Source organism: Planococcus beijingensis (assembly GCF_016820615.1).
GTDB classification, from domain to species: Bacteria; Bacillota; Bacilli; order Bacillales_A; family Planococcaceae; genus Planococcus; species Planococcus notacanthi.
Genome location: NZ_JADHDZ010000003.1, coordinates 258,114 through 281,880, shown reverse-complemented (window position 1 = coordinate 281,880; position 23,767 = coordinate 258,114). Strand labels below are relative to the sequence as shown.

25 protein-coding genes and 1 pseudogene are annotated in these 23,767 nt (G+C 49.4%); 23 read left to right on the top strand and 3 right to left on the bottom strand.

The window, feature by feature from the left end:
* The first annotated feature begins 27 nt into the window (after positions 1–27).
* Positions 28–654: an anthranilate synthase component II gene (locus tag IRE19_RS10010; RefSeq protein WP_203340275.1), complete on the top strand. Its 627-nt coding sequence runs from the start codon at positions 28–30 to the stop codon at positions 652–654.
* On the top strand, positions 629–2,392 hold the full coding sequence (pabB, locus tag IRE19_RS10005; protein WP_203340274.1) for an aminodeoxychorismate synthase component I: 1,764 nt from the start codon (positions 629–631) through the stop codon (positions 2,390–2,392). Before IRE19_RS10010 ends, pabB begins: the two co-directional genes overlap by 26 nt.
* Positions 2,393–2,442: 50 nt before the next feature.
* Here the strand turns inward: pabB and IRE19_RS10000 are convergent, their stop codons facing one another.
* Complete coding sequence (locus tag IRE19_RS10000; protein ID WP_203340273.1) at positions 2,443–3,480, bottom strand: PTS sugar transporter subunit IIC; 1,038 nt, start codon at positions 3,478–3,480, stop codon at positions 2,443–2,445.
* A 127-nt stretch (positions 3,481–3,607) separates the two neighbouring features.
* Here IRE19_RS10000 and IRE19_RS09995 point away from each other — a divergent pair.
* The 17 genes and pseudogenes from IRE19_RS09995 to lpdA form a co-directional block, all read left to right on the top strand.
* A pseudogene (locus IRE19_RS09995) lies at positions 3,608–3,871 on the top strand (phosphonate ABC transporter permease); the annotation flags it as partial.
* Between the two features lie 102 nt (positions 3,872–3,973).
* A complete protein-coding gene (locus tag IRE19_RS09990; RefSeq protein WP_191714686.1) occupies positions 3,974–4,717 on the top strand; it encodes an SDR family NAD(P)-dependent oxidoreductase in 744 nt (247 codons plus the stop codon).
* A gap of 142 nt (positions 4,718–4,859) precedes the next feature.
* Entirely contained in the window at positions 4,860–5,558 is a 699-nt protein-coding gene (locus IRE19_RS09985; protein ID WP_203340272.1) for an aspartate/glutamate racemase family protein, read from the top strand.
* A 274-nt stretch (positions 5,559–5,832) separates the two neighbouring features.
* Positions 5,833–6,543, top strand: a complete 711-nt coding sequence (locus IRE19_RS09980) for a DUF5058 family protein (protein WP_203340271.1) — start codon at positions 5,833–5,835, stop codon at positions 6,541–6,543.
* 21 nt (positions 6,544–6,564) lie between these two features.
* The gene (locus IRE19_RS09975) at positions 6,565–7,302 is read left to right on the top strand and encodes a small-conductance mechanosensitive channel (protein ID WP_203340270.1); all 738 of its coding nucleotides are present in this window, start codon (positions 6,565–6,567) and stop codon (positions 7,300–7,302) included.
* A gap of 25 nt (positions 7,303–7,327) precedes the next feature.
* On the top strand, positions 7,328–8,542 hold the full coding sequence (locus tag IRE19_RS09970) for an amidohydrolase (protein WP_203340269.1): 1,215 nt from the start codon (positions 7,328–7,330) through the stop codon (positions 8,540–8,542).
* Positions 8,543–8,977: 435 nt separating this feature from the next.
* Entirely contained in the window at positions 8,978–9,664 is a 687-nt protein-coding gene (locus IRE19_RS09965) for a FusB/FusC family EF-G-binding protein (protein ID WP_203340268.1), read from the top strand.
* Between the two features lie 270 nt (positions 9,665–9,934).
* Entirely contained in the window at positions 9,935–10,321 is a 387-nt protein-coding gene (locus IRE19_RS09960; protein ID WP_203340267.1) for a transcriptional regulator GutM, read from the top strand.
* Between the two features lie 13 nt (positions 10,322–10,334).
* Positions 10,335–10,862, top strand: coding sequence for a PTS glucitol/sorbitol transporter subunit IIC (gene srlA, locus IRE19_RS09955; protein WP_203340266.1), 528 nt, complete (start codon positions 10,335–10,337; stop codon positions 10,860–10,862).
* 35 nt (positions 10,863–10,897) lie between these two features.
* Positions 10,898–11,950: a PTS glucitol/sorbitol transporter subunit IIB gene (srlE, locus tag IRE19_RS09950; RefSeq protein WP_203340265.1), complete on the top strand. Its 1,053-nt coding sequence runs from the start codon at positions 10,898–10,900 to the stop codon at positions 11,948–11,950.
* Between the two features lie 27 nt (positions 11,951–11,977).
* The gene (locus IRE19_RS09945; protein ID WP_238943184.1) at positions 11,978–12,349 is read left to right on the top strand and encodes a PTS glucitol/sorbitol transporter subunit IIA; all 372 of its coding nucleotides are present in this window, start codon (positions 11,978–11,980) and stop codon (positions 12,347–12,349) included.
* Between the two features lie 14 nt (positions 12,350–12,363).
* Complete coding sequence (locus IRE19_RS09940; protein ID WP_203340263.1) at positions 12,364–13,689, top strand: NAD(P)H-dependent oxidoreductase; 1,326 nt, start codon at positions 12,364–12,366, stop codon at positions 13,687–13,689.
* A gap of 58 nt (positions 13,690–13,747) precedes the next feature.
* Complete coding sequence (locus tag IRE19_RS09935) at positions 13,748–14,092, top strand: bh protein (RefSeq protein WP_203340262.1); 345 nt, start codon at positions 13,748–13,750, stop codon at positions 14,090–14,092.
* 119 nt (positions 14,093–14,211) lie between these two features.
* Complete coding sequence (locus IRE19_RS09930) at positions 14,212–15,195, top strand: thiamine pyrophosphate-dependent dehydrogenase E1 component subunit alpha (protein WP_203340261.1); 984 nt, start codon at positions 14,212–14,214, stop codon at positions 15,193–15,195.
* A 24-nt stretch (positions 15,196–15,219) separates the two neighbouring features.
* Positions 15,220–16,203 (top strand): alpha-ketoacid dehydrogenase subunit beta, encoded by a 984-nt coding sequence (locus IRE19_RS09925; protein ID WP_203340260.1) that lies wholly within the window; start codon positions 15,220–15,222, stop codon positions 16,201–16,203.
* 12 nt (positions 16,204–16,215) lie between these two features.
* Complete coding sequence (locus IRE19_RS09920) at positions 16,216–17,559, top strand: dihydrolipoamide acetyltransferase family protein (RefSeq protein WP_203340259.1); 1,344 nt, start codon at positions 16,216–16,218, stop codon at positions 17,557–17,559.
* Between the two features lie 13 nt (positions 17,560–17,572).
* Positions 17,573–18,964, top strand: coding sequence for a dihydrolipoyl dehydrogenase (gene lpdA / locus IRE19_RS09915; RefSeq protein ID WP_203340258.1), 1,392 nt, complete (start codon positions 17,573–17,575; stop codon positions 18,962–18,964).
* Positions 18,965–19,020: 56 nt separating this feature from the next.
* Here the strand turns inward: lpdA and IRE19_RS09910 are convergent, their stop codons facing one another.
* Positions 19,021–19,971 (bottom strand): sugar-binding transcriptional regulator, encoded by a 951-nt coding sequence (locus IRE19_RS09910; protein WP_203340257.1) that lies wholly within the window; start codon positions 19,969–19,971, stop codon positions 19,021–19,023.
* A 236-nt stretch (positions 19,972–20,207) separates the two neighbouring features.
* Here IRE19_RS09910 and IRE19_RS09905 point away from each other — a divergent pair, with 236 nt between their 5' ends.
* The gene (locus IRE19_RS09905) at positions 20,208–21,098 is read left to right on the top strand and encodes a fumarylacetoacetate hydrolase family protein (protein ID WP_203340256.1); all 891 of its coding nucleotides are present in this window, start codon (positions 20,208–20,210) and stop codon (positions 21,096–21,098) included.
* 77 nt (positions 21,099–21,175) lie between these two features.
* Here the strand turns inward: IRE19_RS09905 and IRE19_RS09900 are convergent, their stop codons facing one another.
* Positions 21,176–21,532, bottom strand: a complete 357-nt coding sequence (locus tag IRE19_RS09900; protein ID WP_203340255.1) for a hypothetical protein — start codon at positions 21,530–21,532, stop codon at positions 21,176–21,178.
* A gap of 240 nt (positions 21,533–21,772) precedes the next feature.
* Here IRE19_RS09900 and IRE19_RS09895 point away from each other — a divergent pair, with 240 nt between their 5' ends.
* From IRE19_RS09895 to IRE19_RS09885, 3 genes are read left to right on the top strand one after another with little or no spacing between them, the layout of a single operon-like run.
* A complete protein-coding gene (locus IRE19_RS09895) occupies positions 21,773–22,342 on the top strand; it encodes a bifunctional transcriptional activator/DNA repair enzyme AdaA (protein ID WP_203340254.1) in 570 nt (189 codons plus the stop codon).
* Entirely contained in the window at positions 22,339–23,235 is an 897-nt protein-coding gene (locus IRE19_RS09890; protein ID WP_203340253.1) for a DNA-3-methyladenine glycosylase family protein, read from the top strand. Before IRE19_RS09895 ends, IRE19_RS09890 begins: the two co-directional genes overlap by 4 nt.
* Complete coding sequence (locus IRE19_RS09885; RefSeq protein WP_203340252.1) at positions 23,232–23,735, top strand: methylated-DNA--[protein]-cysteine S-methyltransferase; 504 nt, start codon at positions 23,232–23,234, stop codon at positions 23,733–23,735. Before IRE19_RS09890 ends, IRE19_RS09885 begins: the two co-directional genes overlap by 4 nt.
* Positions 23,736–23,767: the final 32 nt, after the last annotated feature.

Sequence of the window (23,767 nt, the reverse complement as noted above, 5' to 3'; positions counted from 1 at the left end):
AAAGAGTAGAATAAAGAGGTGCCATCCATGATCATCATCATCGATAACCAGGATTCATTCACCTATAACCTGGTCCATTATTTTGAGCAGCTGCAACCAAGCGTGCTTGTTATTCAAAACGACGAACTGACTGCAAAGCAAATAGAAGGGCTGATGCCGGAACTCATCGTGTTGTCTCCAGGTCCGGGGCGTCCGCTTAAAAATGGGGCAAGCCGGGAAGTGCTGACGGAGTTGAGTGGGAAGATTCCGGTACTGGGCGTTTGTTTAGGGCATCAAACCATTATTGAATATTTCGGAGGACGGATCATCAAAGGGAGCCAGCCCATGCACGGAAAAGTCTCGATGCTGATGCATACGGGCAAAGGAATTTTCACGGGCATTTCCAATCCAACGACCGTGACCCGTTACCATTCCCTGGTTGCGGAAGAAGCCGCCTTGCCCGACTGCCTGGAAGTGACAGGCCGCTCTGATGATGGCGCTATTATGGCTGTCCGTCATCGAATGCTGCCTGTGGAAGGCATCCAGTTTCACCCGGAATCGATTTTGACGGTGGAGGGGTTCAAGATGCTAAAAAACAGTTATGAATTTGCGAAGCAGTGGAAAAAAGACAATAAGGGAGGTGCCGGACATGTCAAACCCTTACCTATTGTATGAGTTCCGTAGTGAAGATGGAGAGATTGAACCGCTTCTTTTCACCGATCCTTTGGAAGTTTTCGAAACTCATCTACTTGCTGAAGTGCCGACGATTCTGGAAAAGCTGGAGCAAGCACTTAACAAGGGATTTTATGCAGCCGGCTATGTTTCCTATGAAGCAGCCCCGGCTTTTCAGGCAGAAATGGTGACGCAACCGGCAGGTGAAATGCCGCTCGTTTGGTTCGGGATTTTCAATGCCCCCCAAAAAGCGCCTGTTTTATCTGAAGAACAGCAGCCTTATAAGGTTTCGGAATGGAAAATGGCCAGTTCTGTAGAACATTATCAAAAAGGCATTCAGCAGATTAAGCAGGCGATTGAAGAAGGAGATACCTATCAGGTCAATTACACGGAACGCCTGTCAGCGGAATTTGCAGGCAGCGATTTGGCATTTTACCGCCAATTGGCCAGAAATCAGCAGGCGGATTACGCTGCCTATCTGAATCTTGGCAGGTTCCGCGTGCTTTCTGCGTCTCCGGAACTGTTCTTTAAAGTCCGAAATGGCAAGCTGACCGCCAAACCGATGAAAGGCACAGCGCCAAGGGGCCGCACGACACAGGAAGATCAGGAACAGGTTGCGGCTTTGCTGGCTTCGAAGAAAGAGCAGTCCGAAAATCTGATGATCGTCGATTTGCTTCGCAACGATATCAGCCGGTTGGCTAAGCGGGGATCAGTCAAAGCCGATCCGTTATTTACGGTGGAAACCTATCCGACAGTCCATCAGCTGACTTCGACCATCGAAGCACAGCTGGACAAAGAGACGACAGTTTTGGAATGGTTTCAGGCTTTATTTCCATGCGGTTCCATTACCGGTGCACCTAAAATCAGTACGATGAAGTACATCGCCGGATTGGAACAAACTCCCCGGGAAGTCTATTGCGGCGCAATCGGTTTCATTACGCCTAATAAAGACGCTGTTTTTAACGTGCCGATCCGGACCGTCGTCATCGATCGGGAAAAAGGAACTGCGCGTTATGGTGTGGGCGGAGGAGTCACCTGGGACTCTACTTCTGAAGGAGAATACAAGGAATTGCAGACAAAAGCGGAAGTGCTGACCGCCAAACGGCCGGTCTTCAACCTGTTGGAATCTCTGAAACTGGAGAATGGGCAGTACCCATTGCTCGACTACCACTTGGCCCGTCTGCAGGATTCTGCGAATTATTTTCATTTCCCGGGAAATATTCAACAAGCTGAAAGTGAATTGATGAAACTCGCAGAAAAACACCCGCAAGGCATTTACAAAGTCCGGCTGTTGCAAAATAAAGCAGGCAAACTAGAGCTGGAAGCGCAGGAAACTGCAGCCATTGGGCAGCCGGTTAGATGCGCAATCGCCCTTTCTGCAGTTGACGGCAAAAACCCATTCCTGTTCCATAAAACCACCCATCGCGAGGTATACAACAAGGCAAGCGAAGGTTTGCCCAAAGACGTATTTTCGATTCTGCTCTGGAATGAAAAACAGCAGCTGACAGAATTTACGATCGGCAACTTAGTGCTGGAAAAGGCGGGCCGCTTTTTCACGCCGCCAATTTCCTGCGGATTGCTGGCTGGTACGTTCAGGCAGCAGCTGCTGGACCAGCAGCGTATTGAAGAGAAAATCCTCGATAAAAAAGAGTTGGAAACTTGTGATGCCATCTGGCTGATCAACAGTGTGCGGGGCTGGCTGAAAGTAGAATTGATAAACCAGCCTTCCGAGATCATTTAACTGAATCTGCAATAAAGCCCAGCCGGATAGTTTCCGGCTGGGCTTTATTTTTATTCGAAATCGAGTTTGTAATCGGAGGCTTTGATCATTTTCAGCTTGCGTGAGAAAACGAAGAGCAAACCGATGTTTAAAAGGATCGGCAAGACCAGGAAGGTGCTGATCATGACGGCGATATTGTGGCTGTTCCAGCCGCCTTCCGCAAGATTCATGTAATTCAGCGGTCCGACAAGGCCGGACAAGCCGAAACCGGCACTGTAAGGTGTGCCTTGTATGTTCAGGATTCCTGCGAGTGCACCGAGGACAGCTGCTGTAATCAGCATGGGAATGGCAATCTGCGGTTTCATCAGAAAGTTTTTCATCTGAATCTTTGGAGATCCCAATACATGTGCGAGCGCTGTTCCCATGGAATTGGCTTTGTAGCTGGAAATGGCCAGCCCGACACCGGCTGCAACGATTCCAAGATTCGCAGCGCCTGCCCCGATGCCCGAAAGCATAATGACTGTGGCGACACCGACCGTTGAAATCGGCAGCAGGATAATGGTACAGAAAATCATCGCAATCAAGGCCCCCATCACTACCGGTTGCAGTGAGGTGATATGCGCAACTGCTGTGCCGATTATGCCCGTTGATTGTTTCATGAACGGCAGCAGCAGGTAACCGACCATTCCGGGAATGAGGATGCTCAAAGTAGGCATCAGGAGAATGGCGTAAGCCTTTAGTTTATCTCCGAGAAATTGGACAAACAAAACAGTTAAGGCCGCCGTGATTCCGATATTGATGACAATGCCGATGCCGTTCAAGGTCATGACGCCTTCAGCGGTCTTCTGAATGACGCCGCTGCCGACCATGGAAGCGATCCCGACACTGGCTGTCTGGATTGGAGTCAATTTAAACGTGATGCCGACCATAACCCCGATCAGGACCGGCAATAAACTCATGGTAAAAACCGTAATATCAAAAAGATGCTGCAGGGGAGGAAAATGGGGAATCAGTAATTTCAGTATTTCTCCTAATAATGCGTTTGGAATCAAAGCGACGACAATGCCGATGCTCATTCCGTTCAATAACTTACTGATGAATTCTTTCATAGCTGCAACTCCTGTCTAAGTTGTTTGAAATATGTTACTACTATAATGAATATTCTGAAATAAATCAACAAAAAGTTTGTCGCATTAACGCGTTGGTGCGCGAAAGCGTTTTAGGGTGGCAGCCTCTGTGCACGCCGTTTTGCCATCGACCTTCACCTATCTGTTGTCCTGGACCTTTCTCCGGTTCGAAATCAATTTTTCAGTTGCAGTGGCAATGGGTGCGGCAGCAGGGGCAGGAGGTATTGGATTTGAATTATTCATGGCTTCCGGTTTCTATTACGATTTACGCGAAGTGGGAATGATTACTTATATGATATTGATTTTCGCCATTGTTCTGGAATTCCTTTCGACCAAAATGAAGGACCGCTATTTCCCGGCGACAATAAAGTAAAGACAGAGGTTCTGCTGATGCACCCTAATAGATGTTGTAATATTCAGACCACTGGGGTTTAATAAGAGTGAACATTTTTTTCAACACAAGGGGGCAAAACAGATGGAATTGACAGGGAAAACGGCAATCGTTACAGGTGGAGCATCCGGCATTGGGTTGGCGACAGCAAAAGCGTTTCTTGAAAAAGGAGCAAAAGTCGTCATCGCGGATTTCAATGAGGAAGGCGGCAAGCAAGCTGAGCAGCAACTGAAGCAAGGAGATGCTGAAGTGGTCTTCGTCAAAGTGGATGTGGCCAGTGAGGAATCGGTTGAACAATTGGTCGCTGCAACAGTCGAACGTTACGGAAGAGTTGACATCATGGTCAACAATGCCGGCGTGGGCGTCTTGGGTGTGACGCATGAACTGACGTACGAGGATTACCATAAAGTAATTTCCATCAACCAGGACGGGGTCTTTTTCGGTGCCAAGCATGCCATCAAGAACATGCTGGAAAATGGGGATGGCGGCGTCATCATCAACACATCTTCGATTCTTGGGACTGTTGGAGAAGGCGGTGCTTTCGCCTATAACGCAACGAAGGGCGCGGTCAACTTAATGACCAAGTCATTGGCTTTGCAATATGCTGAACATAATATTCGCGTCAATGCAGTAGCGCCGGGCTATGTGGAGTCAGGCATGGTCAGCAAAGAAGCATTGGGCGATTTTTACGACGCATTGGTTGCTAAACATCCTGTCGGCAGACTGGGTCAGCCGGATGAAATTGCACATGCAATTGTCTTCCTGGTGGAAAACGAATTTGTTACGGGCAGTACATTAATGGTCGATGGCGGATACACCGCTCAATAAAATGGACGACACGGGAGCTGCAGACTGCAGCTCTTTTTTTATGGACGTTTTACTTTTTCTGAAGAGGGAAATTTCAAGCAAGGATGTCTTTAAATGAAATTCATCATCATGATGGAAAAACAGAATAGACAGGAGGGGCGGCATGAAAAAACTTGGCATGATTGGTGGCACGGGACCCGAGTCGACGGTTGATTATTACCAATCCATTATCAGCAAGTTTCAGGAAGAGACAGGCAGCAAGGAAAGCCTGCCGGAATTATTGATTTACAGTATCAACATGTACAAAATATTTGATCTGCTCCAGAACAATCAAGAAGAAGAGCTGGCGGAATATTTGGCTGCAGCGGTGTTGAGCCTGGAAAGGGCTGGTGCGGACTTCGCGATCATTTCAGCCAATACACCGCATATCGTTTTTGACAAGGTGCAGCAAAAAGTGAACATTCCAATGATCAGCATTGTGGAAGAAAGCTACCGGAAAGCCGATCAGCTGGGTCTTCACAAGATTGGCTTGTTGGGAACTAAGTTCACTATGGAAAATGATTTTTTCAAAGAACCGTTCACGGCGAACGGAAAAGAGATTTTTGTGCCGAATGAAGAAGACCAGCAGTTTATCCATGAAAAAATTGTTAAGGAACTGGAGCAGGGAATCGTCAATGAGGAAACGAAGAAGGAACTTCTGGTTATTGCTGAACGGATGATCGAACAACATGGCATCGAAGGCCTGATTCTTGGCTGCACTGAATTTCCAATGATCTTTAAGCCGGAGGACCTGGATATTCCGCAATTGAACACAGTAGAGATCCATGTTGCCAAAATTGTCGACATGATTACAGCAGATTGAAGAATTTAGCGAGAAAGGGGCTTTCCACCGGGAAAAGTCCCTTTTCTCGTTTTTCAATAACTAAACAAAAAAAATCCGGAAATTCTGTAACCCCTTTCTTTATGATAACGTCAGCTATTTTTCCCTAAACCCTTGCAGCAGCACGCAAATTTTGCCATTGCCCATACAAAATAGAATGTATATAGTGGACCATATGAACCGAATACGGAAGATTTAGACAAATTCGTTTTTTCGGTGGTCTACAGACTAATTAAACGGCAGAGAGGATGTACGGATGAGCAAAGTTATGGAAACAGCCAACAGTTTACCGCTTTGGATTATTGCAGGATTGGTGGTCAGCATTGTTATTTTTCAAGCCATCACGTTTATCAGGTTGGCTTCACGGACAGCTTCAACTGTCGGGATGAACAAGCTCGAAGTTAAGACAGCCCTCAGAACAGGGGCCATCAGTTCCCTTGGACCTTCTTTCGCTATTTTGATCGTCGCTATTTCCTTGCTGACACTGATCGGCAATCCGGTCACCTTGATGCGCATCGGCATCATCGGTTCAGCGCCGGTTGAAACAATCGGGGCGACAGTGGGGGCGCAGGCAGCAGGATCTGATCTCGGATCAGCAGAGTTCACCCATCAGGCTTTCACCAACGCAGTATGGGTCATGTGCCTGGGCGGAGTCGGCTGGCTCTTGGTAACTGCGCTGTTCACCAAATCGCTCAGCAAAGCCCAATCGAAAATTGCGAACAATGGCCAGAAAAGCGTGACGCTGTTAAAAGTGATTTCAACGGCTGCTTTACTGGGTGCTTTCAGTTATCTCGGAACGACACAAGTAATTAAAGGAATGAACGAAGCGATGGTGTTCCTTGCTGCCTTTGCTGTCATGCCGCTCATCCTTTGGTGCGCTGCCAGATTCAAACTGAACTGGCTCAGGGAATGGTCGCTCGGCCTGATCATCCTCGTGGGAATTTCAGTCGGCTATTTCATATCCTAAAGAGAATAGAGGAGACTGTGTATGACCTTGAATAAGGAAGTGCAAAATGAAACACTGGAACAGGGACTTGAAGGATTTAGAGAGACAGCAGCAGTCAAGACCATCAGTTTCGAGAAATTCCATGACCGTTCCCATTTCTGGGGAAGGCTGACCATTTGGGCAGTTATCCTCCTTTCCCTGGCCTTGCCGTTATACTTATCGTATGGCCTCGGTTTTCATCCGGGCTGGTCGGCGATTTTATCAGGTTTTCTGGCCTATGCCGCAGTCGTCGGGGTTCTATGGTTTGTTGAACCCATCAGCTATTATCCGATTTTAGGAATTTCCGGTACTTACTTAGCGTTTCTGACAGGAAATATCGGCAATATGTGTTTGCCGGCAGCTTCTATCGCCCAATCAGCTGTAGGTGTAGAACCGGGAACGAAAAAAGGTGAACTGACCGCTACGCTTGCCATGGCAGCTGCATCAATCGTCAATATTGTCATGCTGCTGTTCATCGTACTGGGCGGCTCATATGTCGTTACTTTATTGCCGCAGTCGGTTGTGGATTCGCTGGTATTCGTCTTGCCGGCGATTTTCGGAGGGCTTATTGCGCAACTGGCTATGCAAAAGCCATTGTGGGGAGTGATCGGCATCGCTTTGGCGTTGGCCGTCAATCTGGGACCGGTACCGACTTCATTGAAAGCCTTCTGCTGTATTTTCGGCCTGGTGATTATCTGCCTGCTGCTGGAAAAACTGAAAAAGACCAAAGAAATCGCTTGAATACATCAACAAGGAGGAAGATAAAATGGTACAGCAAGCCCACTCATCTCAGCTTAAGGAGCAATTAGTGAATATGCTGGAAAGCCGGAAGGAGGAAATGATCCAAATCCGCCGCCATCTTCACCAGCATCCTGAGCTGTCATTTAAAGAGGAAAAAACCGCGCAGTTTATTGCGGATTTCTATAAAGGAAAAGACGTTGAAGTCCAGACACATGTTGGAAACGGCTATGGCATCATCGTCACTATCAAAGGCGGCAAGCCTGGCAAAACCATTGGCTTGCGTGCGGATTTTGATGCACTGCCGATTCAGGAAGAAGTGGATGTTCCATTCAAATCACAGAATGAAGGCGTCATGCACGCCTGCGGCCATGATGGCCATACCGCCTATATGCTGGTACTGGCGGATTGCCTGATTCAATTGAAAGAAGAATTAGCCGGCACCATCAAAATCATCCACCAGCATGCGGAAGAAACGCCGCCGGGCGGAGCGAAAAGCATCGTGGAATCCGGAGTGCTTGATGATCTGGATGCCGTCTTTGGCACCCATTTGTTCCCGACTCATCCCGCAGGCACCATCGGCTACCGAAGCGGCTATGCCATGGCGGGAAGAACGTATTTTAAACTGAAGATCCAGGGACGCGGCGGCCATGGATCGTCTCCGCAAAACGCCAATGACCCGATTGTCGCCGGTGCCCATTTTATCACCGCCGTGCAGACTGTCGTCAGCCGCCGCCTGAACCCGTTTGAAATGGGCGTCGTGACCATCGGTTCTTTTGACGGCAAAGGTTCCTTTAACATCATCAAAGACAGCATCGAAATCGAAGGTGACGTCCGGTACATGAACGACAAGACGCAGCAGCTGATCGACCGGGAAATCCACCGCATCGTCAGCGGCATTGAACTGCAGTTTGATGTGAAATGCGATTTAACCTATACTGCCGATTACCCGCCGCTTCGCAATGATGAAGCCGTAACAGAAGAAGTCGTCGCCATACTGAAAAAAACGACAGATTCCGATATCAAGGAAGTCGTCGAATATCCGGTGTTTTCGGGTTCGGAAGACTTTGCTTATTACTTGGAGAAAACGCCGGGCCTATTCTTCAATATCGGCTGCAAACCGAAAGGCCGGGAAGAAGTCTTTTTTAACCATCACCCGAAATTCGATATCGACGAAGACGCTTTGCTGGTTGCCGCTAAAGCAGTCGCTTACGTGGTTTGTGATTACGGAAGATCCAATTGAAGTGAAGCATAGCCGTTCCCATCAAGGGAGCGGTTGTTTTTTGTGATGATTTTCACTGTATCTGGAGGCAATCCCTTGGATGGAAAATGGCCGCTGGATAAAGTATGATAAAAACAAACTCAATCAGTGAGGAGTTTCATTCCCCCACGGATTGTTAGTTGAGCCAATCGGACTTTTAGGGTCAATAGATCTCCCGTAAAATCGGGATAAAAACACAATCAAAACCCCTATCTTCAAAGGAGGTGGTATCAGATGACAATCGCGGTTCAATTGTCAGCGTCAGGAAACACTCATGCAAAGCCTGGTATTTGGAATGGCGATACTTTGCATGGGGAGACAGGCAAACTCTAATCGCCCCCGCAATACCCAGCCGTTCTTTATGCCGGGCTTTCTTCCTTATACATCCGGTAAATAAAACATAAGGAGTGGGCTCATATGATCCATACAAAAGAAACGAACGACAACACTGGCAGCACGGCGGAAAATCCAAAAGCGTTTATCCGGAACGACCAATACAATTTCATCAAAGACCAGGCAAAAATCCTGGTGGCAGGGCAAGCCAGCGTCAATGATGCAGAAGTGCTCAACGTCCTGCGGCACTTGGCGCATGAGAAGGTCTATAAATTATTCCCGTCATTGACCGAGGAACAGAAGAAAATCCTCAATCCATTGGTGCAAGTGAAGGAGCTCGGCGAGGCGGAAGCATTTCTGGAAACACTTCAGCCCTACATCATTCCATTTAAATCAGTCGGCGTCCCGGGACTGAAGAAATTGTTCCCGAAAGCAAAAAAATTCAAGGGTCCAAAGCTCGAAACGATCAACTTCAACAGAACTTCTTACCTGGCTTGGACGGAAAGTTCCAATCTGATGTATTTGGTCACTGAAGAAGACGACCGGTTGATCGGCATTCAAGGCAGTTTTACGCGCAGCGGCAAGCAGGGCATCTGCACCATCTGCAACCGCCACAGCGAAGTCGGCATGTTCATCGCCAAGACGAAAAGTTCGGGGCAGGATCAATTTATCAAGCGGGGCAATTACATTTGCCAGGATGCTGCAGCCTGCAACGACCATGTGAAAAAGTTGGACAAGCTGCATGAGTTCATTGGCCGCTTAAAAAAATAAAAACAAACGAAAAGTTTTCCGGCATAACCGGGAAGCTTTTTTTATTCCCAGAAATATTTAGAAACCCAATAAGATCAATCATTTCACTGCTTAATTCATCATTTAATTCCATTTTTTATAAGTTGAAATCATTATTTAAGCAATAATAAAAAAACACATTAAATAATTTGAATTTTCTATTATTTATATTGATTTATCAGATATCTGCTCTTATAATAGGTGGTAATAGCAAATGTCACGGAACTGAACATATGTAAAGGGGCGATGAATATGTGGGGATGGTTCATTGTTTTGTTTGCTGCAGTCTGGCTGCTCCAAATTTGGATGGCTAAAGCGCAGCTGAAAAACTACCACGGGACAATCAGAGAGCTGAGCAGAAGGCCATCGGGCTATCTGGGGGTAGGGATTCAAAAGCAGAAGCTGGGAATAGGTGCAGTCGCCATTGTGGTGATCGATGACACCGGAACGGTTGTTGAAAGCCGGTTGATGAGGGGGGTGACGGTGTTCAGCCGTTTTGAACCTTTTCCGGAATACATCGGCCTGCCGCTGGATGCGCTGAAGGCAAGTCTGGGAGAGGAGCCTGAGGATCGAGCTTTTAAGATGGCCATTGATAAAATTGAATCCCAAATGACCGGAAACACAAATCTAGCAGTATAGGGAGGAAGAACAAATGGACTTTTTAGTTAGGCTGGCAGAAGGGTTTATCGGAATGTTCCAGGAAGGCGGCAATACCTTTGTAGGCCTGGTAACGGGCATTATTCCATTGCTTATCGTGCTGATTACGGCCGTCAACGCATTTATCCGATTGGTGGGGGAAGAACGGATCAACAGGCTGGCGCGCAAAAGTACGAAGTACATGCTATTGCGCTATACACTGTTTCCCGTCCTGGCGGTTTTCTTCCTGACCAACCCGATGGCCTATACGTTCGGGAAATTCTTGCCGGAAAAACAGAAACCGGCATTTTATGATTCGGCCGTTTCGTTTGTGCATCCGATCACGGGCTTGTTCCCGCATGCCAATCCTGCAGAGTTATTCGTGTACCTGGGCATTTCCGCAGGCATCACACAATTGGGCTTTTCGTTGGGGCCATTAGCGATCCGCTTCTTTCTCGTTGGGGTCATCGTCATCCTGATACGGGGCATCGTTACGGAAATCATCACGGTCCGCATGATGAAAGCAAGAGGCATGGAAGTCTGATCATCCGAGCGGTTTAAAAAAGGGAGGCAAAGAAAATGAGCAGCATTCAAACGCCGTTGAATTTTAAGCCAGTAACAATAACTAAAGGAAGAGGCGGTTGGGGCGGTCCGCTGACCATTCGGCCAAATGAGCAGCAGCGCTACATTGTGTCGGTGACAGGGGGCGGCATCCATCCGATTGCTGAGGAAATTGCCAAGCTGACAGGTGCCGAAGCTGTGGATGGTTTTAAAGGATCCTATGATAAAGAAACTATGGCCTGTGTTGTCATCGATTGCGGCGGGACAGCCCGTTGCGGAGTTTATCCAAAGATGAATATTTTGACGGTCAATGTCAATGCCACTTCGCCGTCCGGTCCGCTGATGAAGTTCATCAATGAAGAAAATTTCGTTTCCGGAGTGAAACTGGAAAATATCAGTGCCGTGGCTCCATATGAAGACCAGGATGCTGTAGAAGATGCGGTCGAAAAAGTGGAAAGTCCGGCGGCCAGCCCGAAAACAGCACAGGAAATCAAAGAAGAGGCGAAACAAAAAGCCGCCGGTTATCAGCAGGAACCGAAAAAAATGAACATCATTGAAAAAATCGGCCGTGGAGCCGGTAAAGTGGTCGGGATTTTCTATCAAGCCGGGCGTGAAACCATCGATCAGGTGCTGAAGAACATTTTGCCGTTCATGGCTTTTGTCAGTATGCTGATCGGGATCATCGTCTACACGGGCATCGGTGACTTGATCGCCAACTTCGTCTCCCCATTAGCCGGAAATATTGGCGGCTTGCTGATCCTTTCGGTGATTTGTGCCTTGCCGATCCTATCGCCTTTATTGGGTCCGGGAGCGGTTATTGCACAAGTAGTCGGTGTGCTGGTCGGCGTTGAAATCGGCCGCGGGAATATTCCGCCGGCATTGGCGCTGCCTGCATTGTTTGCAATCAACCCGCAAGTGGGGGCGGATTTCGTACCAGTGGGGCTAACGCTTGGAGAAGCAGAACCGGAAACCATTGAAGTCGGCGTGCCGGCGGTCTTATTGTCACGTGTCATAACAGGGCCATTGGCGGTTGTCATTGCCTACTTGTTCAGTTTCGGTCTGTACAGCTAAAAATAAGGGGGCAGTCAGGTGGAGGATATGATGACAAAAAAATACGAAGCGAAAATAACGGAAATCGGTGAAGAAGTGGATGTTTTCATTGAAGAAAACATGTTGGTCATTTTTAATGACACCGTTCCGGATTCCTTGCGGTCAATCGGCGTGATCCATGAACGGGCAGATCTGCTCGACAAGGTGATGGCAGGTGATGTGCTGGAAATCAATGAGCAGCGCTATGAGATTTTATTCGTCGGAAGCAAAGTCAATGACACGTTGGATGAAATCGGCCATTGCACGATCGCTTTCAATGGCGAAACGGAAGCCAGCCTGCCCGGAACGATGTGCGTGGAAAAGAAGGCGTTGCCGAACTTGAAAGTCGGTTCGGCCATCCGGATCATCAAGCCTGAATAAGAGGGGGTTAATTCATGCTGGGAATAAATAGAAAACTCGAAGAACTGGAGCGCAGCGGCATTATGATCAAGGTAGGGCTGGTGGGAGCTGGCCAAATGGGGCGTGGAATGATTTCCCAAATAGAGGGGATGGCGGGCATGCGTGTCGTCATCACCGCAGATATTCAACTCACTAATGTCACATCCGCTTACGTGAAGTCGGGTGTGCTGGGTGAGCAAGTGGTGGAAACCAATAATCCGCAGCAGGCGGAAGCGGCCGTCAAGGAAGGCAAGGTCGTGGCGACTACGGACGCACAGCTGGTGACATCATTGCGGGAAGTGGATGTAGTGGTGGATGCCACCGGAATACCGGATATCGGAGCGAAGATTGCCTGGGATGCCATCTTGAACCGCAAACACATTGTCATGCTGAACGTGGAAGCTGACGTTACGGTAGGGGTTATCCTCAAAAAAATGGCGGATGCCAGCGGTGTGGTTTATACAGGATCTGCCGGTGACGAACCGGGAGCGATTATGGAACTGTACGACTTTGCCGATGCGCTGGGGTTCGAAGTCGTCGCGCTTGGGAAAGGCAAGAACAATCCGCTGAATCTGGCTGCCAATCCCGAAACTGCCGCGGAAGAAGCGGCCAGAAAAGGAGCCAGCCCAAAAATGCTCGCTTCTTTTCAGGATGGCACCAAAACCATGGTGGAAATGACGGCAGTGGCCAATGCGACGGGTTTCCTGCCTGACAAACCGGGCATGCATGGCTTTGTCAGCGATGTAAAAGGCCTTCCGGAAATCTTCAAATTGAAAGCGGAAGGCGGACAAGTCGGCAACAAGCGGATCGTTGAATACATCAACGGCATCGCCCCTGGCGTATTTGCCATCATCGCTTCTGAAAAAGAAGAGGTCAACCATGAATTGAAGTATCTGAGTATGGGGGAAGGGCCGAATTATGTGCTGTACCGTCCGTATCACTTAACCAGCCTGGAAACGCCGATTTCCATCGCGCGTGCCTATATTTATAACGAAGCGACCATCGCTCCGTGGCACGGACTTCAAGCTGAGACGGTAACCGTAGCCAAAACCGATCTTGCGGCCGGTGATTTCCTGGATAGCATCGGTGGATTCACCGTCTACGGCCACATCCTGACTGCTCAGGAAGCGCGCCAGCAAAAAGCATTGCCGCTGGGGCTGGTCGATAAGCATGTCCGCTTGAAGCGGGACATCAAAAAAGGTGAAGTGATCACCTATGATGATGTCGAGCAAACGGTGGATTCAACAATTTGGCGCCTGCGCCGCATGCAGGACGACACATTTAAAGCAGAAACGGAAAAACAGGTTCCGCTGCAAGCATAGACGGATAAGAGCGCCACGAGCAAACAACCCAATCATCATGAATGGGAAGGTGTCCAGCATGGAAATCAAAACCATGGAAGCGGCTTTATTCTGCAACCATTGCAGGGAAGAAGTGAACCATGAAATCACCTATATCAACGATGACATCAAAAGCATCCGCTGCGAGCAATGCAATAAAACCAAACAGCTCAAAGTGGACGTCAACCGGAAATTCTACAAAGAAATCTACGATCGGATTTCGTCCAAACCGACACGCATCACAAATGAGTACCGGGAGGATCTGGGGCATCTGCTTTTGTCGCTGCCGGTGCGGACGATCAGCAAGCCTTACCGCCTGCTGAAAGACGTCAATGCTTCCCGGAAAATCCTCAAACAATACAAACCGAAAAAGAAACCGAGTTGAATACCGGAACTGTCCAAGGGCCAGACTTCTCCATAGCCAGTTGAGAGGGCTGGTTCTTTCAGCTAACGGGAGCAGAAAGCGGATCTCATCCGTTCAGCCATGCAAAAGGAGGAAGACAGATGACGCAGAAACTGAAATTGCCGCCTCAAGTGAAGACAGAGGAACTGACGGGTTTGTACAAGCAGATGTGGTTGATCCGTTTTTTTGAAGAAAAAGTGGACGAATTTTTTGCCAAAGGGATGATTCATGGAACCACTCATTTGAGTGTTGGACAGGAAGCCTCAGCAGTCGGTTCCATAGCGGTTCTCGAAGATCAGGACAAAATCACCAGCACGCACCGGGGACACGGCCATTGCATTGCCAAAGGAGCGACGGTCAATGGCATGATGGCCGAACTGTTCGGACGGACCACCGGCTACTGCAAAGGAAAAGGCGGATCGATGCATATCGCGGATGTCGACAAAGGCAATTTGGGGGCCAACGGAATTGTCGGCGGCGGCTTTGCGATTGCGGCTGGAGCGGCGCTGACTTCACAGATGAAGAAAGCAGGTTATGTCGTCTTGTGCTTCTTTGGAGACGGAGCATCGAATGAAGGCAGCTTCCATGAAGCAATCAATCTGGCGTCCATCTGGAAATTGCCGGTCGTCTTTATTTGTGAAAACAATCAATACGGCATGTCGGGGCCGGTACGGGAGATGATCAACATCGAAGACATCGCCGCACGGGCGGCAAGCTACGGCATCCCGGGGAAAGTGGTCGATGGCAACGATGTATTCGATGTCATGAACGGAGTCGGTGAAGCAGTGGAACGTGCGCGCAACGGGGAAGGCCCTTCCATTATCGAAGCCAAGACTTACCGTTCCAAGGGACATTCGAAGAGCGACGCCAAAAAGTACCGGACGCGTGAGGAAGAAAAGGAATGGCTGTTGCGGGATCCGATCAAGCTGATGGCGGAAGTGCTGATTGAAGAAGGGATTTTCACGCAGCAGGAAGCGGATGGAATCAAAGCGGAAGCGAAAAAAGAAATTGAGGAATCCGTTGAATTTGCGAAAAACAGTCCGGAACCCGAGTTGGATGCATTATTGGAAGACATTTACGCATAAGGCGGAGCAAAGGAGAATCGAGGCATGAGAGAGCTGACATATTTAGAAGCGGTAAGAGAAGCCATGAGCCAGGAAATGCGTGACAACGAAGATGTCTTTGTGCTCGGGGAAGATATTGGTGTTTACGGCGGGGCCTTCGGTGTGACGCGCGGAATGATTGAAGAGTTCGGTCCGGAGCGGATCCGCAACACCCCCATTTCAGAAGCGGCCATCTCAGGTACTGCAGTCGGAGCGGCTTTGACGGGGATGCGGCCGATTCTGGAATTGCAGTTTTCCGATTTCATCACCATTGCCATGGACAATATGGTCAACCAGGCGGCAAAGATCCGGTATATGTATGGCGGGAAAGGGAAAGTGCCCATGGTGCTCCGCACGCCTGCCGGTTCCGGAACGGGTGCCGCAGCGCAGCATTCACAAAGCCTGGAAGCGTGGATGGCGCATATTCCTGGGCTTAAAGTGGTCCAGCCTTCTACGGCCTATGATGCCAAGGGATTGCTGAAGGCGGCGATTGATGACGACAACCCGGTCATCTTCTATGAACATAAATTATGCTACCGGACGAAATCCGAGGTTCCCGAAGAAGCCTATTCGATTCCTTTGGGGCAGGCCGACGTCAAAAGGGAAGGGACGGATGTAACGATCGTCGCTACAGCCATCATGGTCCATCGGGCGCTCGAAGCAGCGGAAGAGCTTGAAAAAGAAGGGATTTCTGCCGAAGTGGTCGACCCACGAACATTGGTGCCGCTTGATATCGACACCATCGTCGAGTCCGTCAAAAAGACCGGGCGCCTGGTCGTGGTCCATGAAGCGGTGAAGCGCGGCGGTTTTGGAGGAGAAATCGCCAGCTTGATTGCGGAAAGTGAAGCCTTCGACTATTTGGATGCGCCCATCAAACGGCTTGGCGGCAAAGCGGTTCCGATCCCTTATAATCCAGAGCTGGAAAAAGCGGCGGTTCCGGGAATGGACGATATCGTTGCAGCAGCCAAAGAAACGCTAAACCGCCTGTAGGGAGGAGAAATGATGGCTAAAGAAATTTTCATGCCGAAGCTGAGCAGTACCATGCAGGTCGGCACATTGCTTCAATGGTTCAAAGAAGAAGGGGACCCGGTCGAAGTGGGGGAACCGCTGTTTGAGATCATGACCGATAAGATCAACATCGAAGTCGAGTCCTACGAAGAAGGGATTCTGCTGAAACGCTATTTTGAGGAAGACGATGAAGTACCGATCAACCATGTCGTCGGCTATATTGGGGACGAAGGAGAGGAAGTTCCCGATTCGCCGCCGGGAGAATCCGGTGTCAGCAGCAAACCAGCCGCTGTAGAACCGACAGAATCGCCTGAACAACAGCAAACAGAAGCCGCATCACCAGGGCAACCCTCTGAACAGCCGGAAAAAGTCCGGGCAACGCCGGCTGCCAGAAGAATTGCCCGGGACAACGATGTCCGACTCACAGAAATCGAAGGATCAGGTCCGAAAGGGCGGATTCACCAGGCAGATGTTGAAAAATTTGCCGCCACCGCCACCGCTTCCCGCAGTGTTACGCCGCTTGCTGAAAAAGTAGCGAGCGCTCAAGGCGTAGACCTGCAGGACGTTACAGGCAGCGGTCCGCAAGGCAAGGTTTATCGGGCAGATGTAGAAAAAGCCAAACAACCGGCAACTGCCTCTCAAGCTGCACCGGTTAAGCGTGTGAAAATGGTTGGAATCCGGAAAGCCGTAGCGGACCGGATGCTCCACAGCAAGACGACCGCACCGCATGTCACACTCAACAGTGAAATTGACATGGCTGAAGCGGTCGCGCTGCGCAAACAATTGCTGGATCCGATTGAAAAGCAGACCGGTTACCGCATCAGTTACACAGAAATCATTTTGAAGGCGGTTGCCCATGCCTTGAAGCGCCATCCGAACATCAATATTTCATTGGAAGGCAACGAAATCGTTCATCATGCATCCATCAATATTGGACTGGCTGTAGCGCTTGAAGATGGCTTGATGGTTCCAGTGATCAGAGATGCCGACCAAAAAGGCCTGGCTGAATTAACGATAGCCTGCAAAACAGCAGGACAGGCAGCGAAAGGCAACAAACTGAAACCGGATCAACTGTCAGGAGGCACTTTTACCATCAGCAACCTCGGCATGTACGCGGTTGATACGTTCAACCCGGTCATCAACCAGCCGGAATCGGCGATTCTTGGAATTGGACGAATCAATGAAAAACCGGTCGGTGTGGAAGGACAGATTGTGTTGAGGCCGATGATGGGAGTCGGGTTGTCCTTTGATCATCGCGTCATCGATGGTGCCCCGGCTGCGGCTTTTTTGACGGAGTTGAAGTCACTGCTCGAACATCCATTTGAATTACTCATATAAGGGGTAGATCCTATTGAAGACTTATGAAGTGGTGGTCATCGGAGGCGGGCCGTCCGGATATGTGGCTGCCATCAGAGCCGCGAAGCTCGGCAAAACTGTGGCGTTGGTGGAAGCGCGGGAACTTGGCGGGACCTGCCTGAACCGCGGCTGTATTCCTTCCAAGACTCTGCTGCGGCATGCCGAAGTCATCGACAGCATCGAGAAAGCCAAAAGCTGGGGCATTGAGACGGGACCTGTAAAGGTGGCGTTGTCCAAAATGATGGAGCGCAAGGACCAGGTTATCCAAACATTACGGAACGGCATTGGTCATTTGATGAAACAGGGAAAAATCGATGTGCTGAACGGTTATGGGGAAGTGGAGCCGGATGGAATCGTTCGGGTGGACCAAAACGGCAGCGAGGAAACGATCAAAGGCGACAAACTTATTTTAGCGACCGGTTCGAAGCCGATTGTTCCGCCCATTCCGGGTCTGGAAGAAGGGCGGTTTCATACCAGTGATACGATTTTTGGCATTACGGAGCTGCCGGAATCGCTGGTCATCGTGGGCGGCGGCATCATCGGTGTGGAATTTGCCTGTATCTTTGCTGCTCTTGGCGTACCGGTGACCATCGTTGAAATGGGCAGCCGCATTGTTCCGAGCGAAGATCCGCAAGCTGCAAAAGTATTGGCCAAATCATTGAAGAAGAAAGGGATTTCGATCCTGACAGCGACCAAAGTGACAGCAGTGGAGCAGGGAGAGAACGGAGAGAACGGCCAGACAGTTCACGTTGAAAGTGAAAAAGGACAGTCGGGAGTACTGGACACCGGTATGGTTCTGCTGTCGGTCGGCAGGTCTCCGAATCTGTCGGCGTTCGATTCCCTGAAGTTGGAGATGAACGGGCCGTTCGTGAAAGTGGATGAGCACATGGCCACCAGCTTGCCGAATGTCTATGCCGCTGGTGATTTAGTCGGCAACTGGCAGCTGGCACATGTAGCGAGTGCGGAAGGGTTGGTGGCGGCAGCCAATGCGGCAGGTGAGGAAGAAACAATCGATTATCATGTGGTGCCGCGCTGCGTCTATACCAGTCCGGAAATCGCCAGCGTCGGCATGACCGAAGAAGAAGCGGAACAAAAAGGCATTTCGTTTAAAGTGGTGAAGATTGATCATGCCGGCAACGGCAAGGCGTTGACATTAGATGAAAAAGAAGGGTTCACCAAATTGATTGCGGATACCACCTACGGGGAGATCCTGGGAGTCTCGATGGTCGGATTCCATGTGACCGAAATGATTGCGGAGCCTTCCGCCTTTATGCGCCTTGAAGGAACGGTTGACGAACTGGCCACCATGATCCATGCCCATCCGACTGTGACGGAAACTCTTTATGAAGCTGCCGCTTCCTGGCTTGGAAAAGGTGTGCACTACTAAAAAAACCAGTTGTTGAGCCATCTCAACAACTGGTTTTTTGGATAGAAGCTATCGTGTTATTCTGAAGGACGGAGCAACAAGTCTGCCGTTACGTCATCGATAACGAGCACGTCCAAATAGCCGCCTTTCAATGCGGCTCTGATGCTTTCCACTTTATGGGCGCCTTCCACAATGCCGACAACTTGCGGGATTTTTTTGAACTCCTCCAAATCCAGGCCGATGACCAAGTCGTTCAAAGGATGCTGAATCTGGTTGCCTTCCGCATCATAAAAGCGCGAACCGATATCGCCTGCAGCTCCAGCCAGTTTCAATGACTCCAAATCCTGTGGAGTCAGATATTTCATATCGGCCATCGTCGAACCTTCAAAAGGGTTGCCAAGTCCGACAACCGCCATGTCCACATTGCGTCCTTCTTCCAGCACCATCGCGATGTCTTCCGATTGGATGAGGCGCTCTTTCAGTTCACTTGATTCCACCATGGCGGGTGCATACAGGTAGGAGCAATAAGAGTTCATTTTCTGAGCCAATTGATACGCCAGCAAATTTGAATGGATGTCCACGAATTTCCGGCCCATTCCCCCAACTAACGGAACAATCTGCAAATCCCGATGCTGTTCATACGGATATTCCTGGACAAATTTGGACAAGGTGCTGCCCCATGAAATGCCTAGCGAATGGAGGCCATCGACGTTCTTGGATACATAAGAAGAAGCTGCTTTTCCGAGTGCATGCTTGATCATGTCGGTGCTCAAATTGGCTGCCGGCACAACCAGCGCTTCCTTCAGACCATATGCTTTCTCCAGCTGCTGTTCAAGTTCCACTGTATGGGCGTTTTCGTCTTTAATGTAAATTTCCACAATGCCCATTTCCCGTGCCTTGTTCAGCAATTTTGAAATCACCGGGCGGGAAACACCCATCTTGCTGGCGATTTGCGCTTGGGTTTGGCCATCAAAATAATAGAGGTTGGCGACCTTTACGATTTGTCTGCGTTCATCCCAATTCATCATCGTTGCACCTTCTCATCCGAGTCCGATTAGCGGCTGCGTAATTCAGTATATTCACCGCTTTCATGCCCCTATTATACGATTAAGGACGTTCATTGTACACCATCCAGAAAAGGAAGAAGCTGACTATTTTATGGTTAGAAACAGGAAGGCGCAGCAAATTTTCATTCAATAGATAAATAAGTGAATTTTCTGTTATCATTATTTTGGAACAGTGAAAACTAAGGGGGAATGGACAGATGCGTTTAGCGACCATTAGACAGGGAAATCAGGAAAGCGCAGCGTTGGTGCTTGAATCTGGAGTGGTCCCGCTTAAAAGATTGAATGAAATCTTCAACCAGCGATGGGCAACCGATCTGTACGAATTGATCAAATCAACCCAATTGGACGCCTTGAATCATTGGTATCAGGATGAATTTCAGCAGAAGATAAAAGAGGAAGCCTTTAAGGAACTGATTGTTCCGTTCGATCGGGTCACTTATGCGCCGCTGTATCGGCAGCCGCGGAAAATTTGGGGTATTGGTTTGAATTATCTGGAACATGCCGCTGACTTGCACGAAGTGTCACCCAACACCGAACCGGCAAGCTTTATGAAACCTGATACGGCGATCATCGGTTCGGGCGACACCATTCAAGTGCCTATGCAGTCGGAACGAACCACTGCCGAATCCGAATTGGGCATCATCATCGGCAAAACATGCAAAAATGTATCGGAAGAAGACGCGCTGGATGTCGTAGCAGGCTACACGACAATCATCGACATGACGGCGGAAGACATCCTGCAGAAAAATCCGCGTTATTTAACGCGCGCCAAAAGCTTCGATACATTTTTCAGCTTCGGTCCTCAGCTGGTTACGCCGGATGAAGTGGACGATGTCCTTGAACTGAAGGTGGCGACCATCATCAACGGCAGCGTGCACCGTGAAAATACGGTTTCGAATATGACGTTTCAGCCGCAGTTCCTGATTTCATTCCATTCCCAAGTCATGACCTTGTTGCCGGGCGACATCATTTCAACCGGAACGCCGGGTGCGGTGGTGATCCGACAAGGGGACGTCGTGAGCTGCCGGATCAACGGTTTTGAACAACTGGACAATCCGGTGGAGGACCTAAAGGAGGCTGGAAAGTAAGACTGCTGAAAAAAAGACCGCTGTTTCCCCCGTAGGATGGGAGCACAGCGGTCTTTAGCATGAAAGGGAGCAACCCTTTAAAATGCATATTGGAATAAAGCGTAATAGAGTGGGCCAAGGAGAACCAGCATCATTACACCCGAAATGACGGTCATGGACGCGCTTCCGGCTTCCGGTTCGGCTTCCGTAAAATAAGCCTTGATAAAGAAGAAAAACAATAAGTCCCACAACACCACAGCTGCAAGAACCACTTGCCAGATGAATGGCGTGAAAATCTGGGAATGGGTCACGAAACCGAACAGGCCGACCCAGGCGATAACGGAGAATGCCAAATCAATCAGGAAAATAGGGCTCTTATAGCCGCCGTGAATGAAGAATCCGATTGTGGAAGTAGCCAAAAATGCAGCGTATATGTACCAAAAAATTTGTATCATGAGCATAATCCCTCTTTCATAGACATCTTATCCATTATAAGAGATGGAGGCAGGAAATAAAATTCTTCCGCCTGTAATTTTTTTCGGACCATAAAGACAAGATTGAGGAGGCATCGGGCAACTGAGCATTATAGAATGAAGAAAAGGAAAAGCCGAAAGCTGAAGAAAGTCGCGTACCGGCATATAATAGAGGAAAGGACAAGGCATCGTATACGCAGTTCAAGTGGAGGAGGGATAGAAATGGAAAGAGCTTATTTTACTTTTGATGAAATGTGGGAAAAAGTTATTGCCTGCGACCGGAGGTATGACGGCCTTTTTTATACAGCTGTTAAAACGACCAAAATTTATTGCCGGCCTTCCTGCCGCTCGCGGAAACCGAAAAAGAGCAACGTCGAGTTTTATTCGACCATGGCGGAAGCCGAAGCGAAAGGATTCCGCGCCTGCAAAAGATGCCGGCCTGAAACTGAATATACGCCGGATGAAGAACTCGTCCGCAACGTGATGGCTTACCTGACCGCCCGTTATAAAGACAGCATCAGCCTGCAGGACATCGCAGTTCATGTCGGCCTAAGTCCATCTTATCTGGAACGTGTGTTCAAGCAGGAAACAGCCGAAACACCGCATGCCTGCCTGGAGAGAATCAGGATCGACAAGGCAGCGCATCTGCTGACACACACCCGTTTATCCAATCTGGACGTCTGTTTTGAAGCGGGATTCCAAAGCCCCTCCAATTTCTATAAAATCTTCCGTAAGCGCAAAGCCCATTCACCGAGCGAGTTCCGTAAGCTGAGCGAGGCTGTTCCTTCATGAAGAGAGTGCACGAAAAACGGTATTCAGAGATTACACTGCCCACGGATTTTAATTTTGAGGAATGCCTGGTTCATCTCGGCAGATCGTCGCAGGAGAATTTGTACCGGCTTGATGGCAGCGGGATCACGAAACTGTTGAAAATCGGCGGACAGCTTGTGTTGTTTCGCATCGTGCCGGCAGCCGGTGCCTTGCGAATCGAATTTCCCCTTGGCGTGCCGTCTTATCAGGAAAGAGACGAGGTTGCTGCCTATATCGAGGATTGGTTCGATCTGCAGACGGACCTGCAGGGATTTTATGCCATTGCGGAAACAGATCCAGTGTTGAATGGAGTGGTGCGGCGGCATTACGGCTTGCGGGTCATCGGCGTCCCGGATTTGTTTGAAGCGCTGGTCTGGGCGGTGATGGGCCAGCAGATCAATCTGACATTTGCTTACACATTGAAGAAACGGTTCGTTGAAAATTTCGGGGAATCCCTGTTTTATGAAAATGAGCGTTATTGGACATTTCCAAGTGCCGAGAAAATCGCCTCGCTGAACGTCGCTGATTTGCGTGCCTTGCAGTTGACCGTCAGAAAATCCGAGTATATTTTGGGGATTGCGCAAGCGATGGCGAGGGGCGAATTGCAGAAGCAGCGCTTGCTTCAGGAACCGGACATGGAACGCGTGTTACTGGAAATCCGGGGCATCGGCGCCTGGTCAGCCAATTACGTCATGATGAAATGCCTGCACAGCCAGTCGGCCTTTCCGCTCGCGGATGTTGGTTTGCACAATGCATTGAAAGCCCAATTGCAGCTCGACCGAAAACCGACACCGGTAGAAATCATGGAGCTCGCGAAAAATTGGGAAGGGTGGCAGGCATACGCCACATTCTATCTATGGAGGTCTTTATTATGAATCAAATGCATCGTGCAGAATTCCAATCGCCGATCGGCATCGTGGAAATCACCGGAACAGATAGAGCAATCCTCTCCATTCTGTTCAGCGAAAAAACCGACATGGAACATCCCGTCGGTCCGGGCAGCCCGGCGGTCATCGTGGATTGCCAGCGGCAGCTGGAAGAATACTTTAAAGGAGAGCGTACAGAGTTCAGCATTCCCTTCACTTCTGCAGGCACTGAATTCCAGCAGAGGGTCTGGTCTGCTTTGACCAGCGTGCCGTACGCAGAAACCGTCTCCTACGGGGCAATCGCCAAAGCGATCGGCAGCGATAAAGCCGTAAGGGCAGTAGGGAACGCCAACAGCAAGAACAAACTGACCATCGTCGTGCCTTGCCACCGCATCATCGGATCGAACGGCAAACTGACCGGCTACGCCGGTACGCTGACCCGCAAAGAATGGCTGCTCCGGCACGAAAAAGAAGTGGGGGAAAAGCGTCAATCTGCTGGTTTGGTATAACGAAATACATGAAGAAAAACGATAAGACCGCC